Source organism: Streptomyces fildesensis (assembly GCF_016107395.1).
Classification (GTDB): domain Bacteria; phylum Actinomycetota; class Actinomycetes; order Streptomycetales; family Streptomycetaceae; genus Actinacidiphila; species Actinacidiphila fildesensis.
The window spans coordinates 1-3,146 of the sequence record NZ_JAAIKO010000103.1 but is presented as its reverse complement, the minus strand read 5'-3'; the positions used below and the strand labels follow the sequence as shown (position 1 = coordinate 3,146).

Genomic DNA, 3,146 nt, shown 5'->3' with positions numbered 1-3,146 from the left:
GCAAGTTTTTAAGGGCGCACGGTGGATGCCTTGGCACCAGGAACCGATGAAGGACGCGAGAGGCCGCGATAGGCCCCGGGGAGCTGTCAACTGAGCTGTGATCCGGGGGTGTCCGAATGGGGAAACCCGGCAGTCGTCATGGGCTGTCACCCATACCTGAACACATAGGGTATGTGGAGGGAACGCGGGGAAGTGAAACATCTCAGTACCCGCAGGAAGAGAAAACAACCGTGATTCCGGGAGTAGTGGCGAGCGAAACCGGATGAGGCCAAACCGTATGCGTGTGATACCCGGCAGGGGTTGCGTATGCGGGGTTGTGGGATCGCACTTCAGCAGTCTGCCGACTGTTGGGCGAGTCAGAAACCGTATGGATAGGCGAAGGACATGCGAAAGGTCCGGCGTAGAGGGTAAGACCCCCGTAGCTGAAATCTGTACGGCTTGCTTGTGCGACACCCAAGTAGCACGGGGCCCGAGAAATCCCGTGTGAATCTGGCGGGACCACCCGCTAAGCCTAAATATTCCCTGGTGACCGATAGCGGATAGTACCGTGAGGGAATGGTGAAAAGTACCGCGGGAGCGGAGTGAAATAGTACCTGAAACCGTGTGCCTACAAGCCGTGGGAGCGTCGGATACCAGCTTGCTGGTATCTCGTGACTGCGTGCCTTTTGAAGAATGAGCCTGCGAGTTTGCGGTGTGTGGCGAGGTTAACCCGTGTGGGGTAGCCGTAGCGAAAGCGAGTCCGAATAGGGCGAATGAGTCGCGCGCCCAAGACCCGAAGCGGAGTGATCTAGCCATGGGCAGGTTGAAGCGGAGGTAAGACTTCGTGGAGGACCGAACCCACCAGGGTTGAAAACCTGGGGGATGACCTGTGGTTAGGGGTGAAAGGCCAATCAAACTCCGTGATAGCTGGTTCTCCCCGAAATGCATTTAGGTGCAGCGTCGCGTGTTTCTTGCCGGAGGTAGAGCACTGGATAGGCGATGGGCCCTACCGGGTTACTGACCTTAGCCAAACTCCGAATGCCGGTAAGTGAGAGCGCGGCAGTGAGACTGTGGGGGATAAGCTCCATGGTCGAGAGGGAAACAGCCCAGAGCATCGACTAAGGCCCCTAAGCGTACGCTAAGTGGGAAAGGATGTGGAGTCGCAGAGACAACCAGGAGGTTGGCTTAGAAGCAGCCATCCTTGAAAGAGTGCGTAATAGCTCACTGGTCAAGTGATTCCGCGCCGACAATGTAGCGGGGCTCAAGCGTACCGCCGAAGTCGTGTCATTCCCGTGTGAAGCCCTAACGGGTGCGGGGATGGGTAGGGGAGCGTCGTGTGCCGGGTGAAGCGGCGGCGGAAGCCAGTCGTGGACGGTACACGAGTGAGAATGCAGGCATGAGTAGCGATACACACGTGGGAAACGTGTGCGCCGATTGACTAAGGGTTCCTGGGTCAAGCTGATCTGCCCAGGGTAAGTCGGGACCTAAGGCGAGGCCGACAGGCGTAGTCGATGGACAACCGGTTGATATTCCGGTACCCGCTTTGAAACGCCCAGTATCGAACCAGAGGATGCTAAGCCCGTGAAGCCGCCCTGATCTCTTCGGAGTTGAGGGGAGTGGTGGAGCCGGCGACCCGATTCTGTAGTAGGTAAGCGATGGGGTGACGCAGGAAGGTAGTCCAGCCCGGGCGGTGGTTGTCCCGGGGTAAGGGTGTAGGGCGTTGCGTAGGCAAATCCGCGCAACATATAGTCTGAGACCTGATGCCGAGCCGATTGTGGTGAAGTGGATGATCCTATGCTGTCGAGAAAAGCCTCTAGCGAGTTTCATGGCGGCCCGTACCCTAAACCGACTCAGGTGGTCAGGTAGAGAATACCGAGGCGTTCGGGTGAACTATGGTTAAGGAACTCGGCAAAATGCCCCCGTAACTTCGGGAGAAGGGGGGCCACAACTGGTGAGGGGACTTGCTCCCTGAGCTGGGGGTGGCCGCAGAGACCAGCGAGAAGCGACTGTTTACTAAAAACACAGGTCCGTGCGAAGCCGTAAGGCGATGTATACGGACTGACGCCTGCCCGGTGCTGGAACGTTAAGGGGACCGGTTAGTCACATTTCGGTGTGGCGAAGCTGAGAACTTAAGCGCCAGTAAACGGCGGTGGTAACTATAACCATCCTAAGGTAGCGAAATTCCTTGTCGGGTAAGTTCCGACCTGCACGAATGGCGTAACGACTTCTCGACTGTCTCAACCATAGGCCCGGTGAAATTGCACTACGAGTAAAGATGCTCGTTTCGCGCAGCAGGACGGAAAGACCCCGGGACCTTTACTATAGCTTGATATTGGTGTTCGGTTCGGCTTGTGTAGGATAGGTGGGAGACTTTGAAGCGGCAGCGCCAGCTGTTGTGGAGTCGTCGTTGAAATACCACTCTGGTCGTGCTGGATGTCTAACCTCGGTCCGTGATCCGGATCAGGGACAGTGTCTGGTGGGTAGTTTAACTGGGGCGGTTGCCTCCTAAAGAGTAACGGAGGCGCCCAAAGGTTCCCTCAGCCTGGTTGGCAATCAGGTGTTGAGTGTAAGTGCACAAGGGAGCTTGACTGTGAGACTGACGGGTCGAGCAGGGACGAAAGTCGGGACTAGTGATCCGGCGGTGGCTTGTGGAAGCGCCGTCGCTCAACGGATAAAAGGTACCCCGGGGATAACAGGCTGATCTTCCCCAAGAGTCCATATCGACGGGATGGTTTGGCACCTCGATGTCGGCTCGTCGCATCCTGGGGCTGGAGTCGGTCCCAAGGGTTGGGCTGTTCGCCCATTAAAGCGGTACGCGAGCTGGGTTTAGAACGTCGTGAGACAGTTCGGTCCCTATCCGCTGCGCGCGTAGGAATATTGAGAAGGGCTGTCCCTAGTACGAGAGGACCGGGACGGACGAACCTCTGGTGTGCCAGTTGTCCTGCCAAGGGCATGGCTGGTTGGCTACGTTCGGAAAGGATAACCGCTGAAAGCATCTAAGCGGGAAGCCTGCTTCGAGATGAGTATTCCCACCCCCTTTGAGGGGTTAAGGCTCCCAGTAGACGACTGGGTTGATAGGCCAGATGTGGAAGCCCGGTAACGGGTGGAGCTGACTGGTACTAATAGGCCGAGGGCTTGTCTAACTATTTTTGCTTCGCGTCCACTGT

Annotated in this window: 1 rRNA gene; it reads left to right on the top strand. The window is 57.1% G+C overall.

What is annotated here, in order from left to right:
* Nucleotides 1-3,122 (top strand): 23S ribosomal RNA (locus tag C6N31_RS42010).
* Nucleotides 3,123-3,146: the final 24 nt, after the last annotated feature.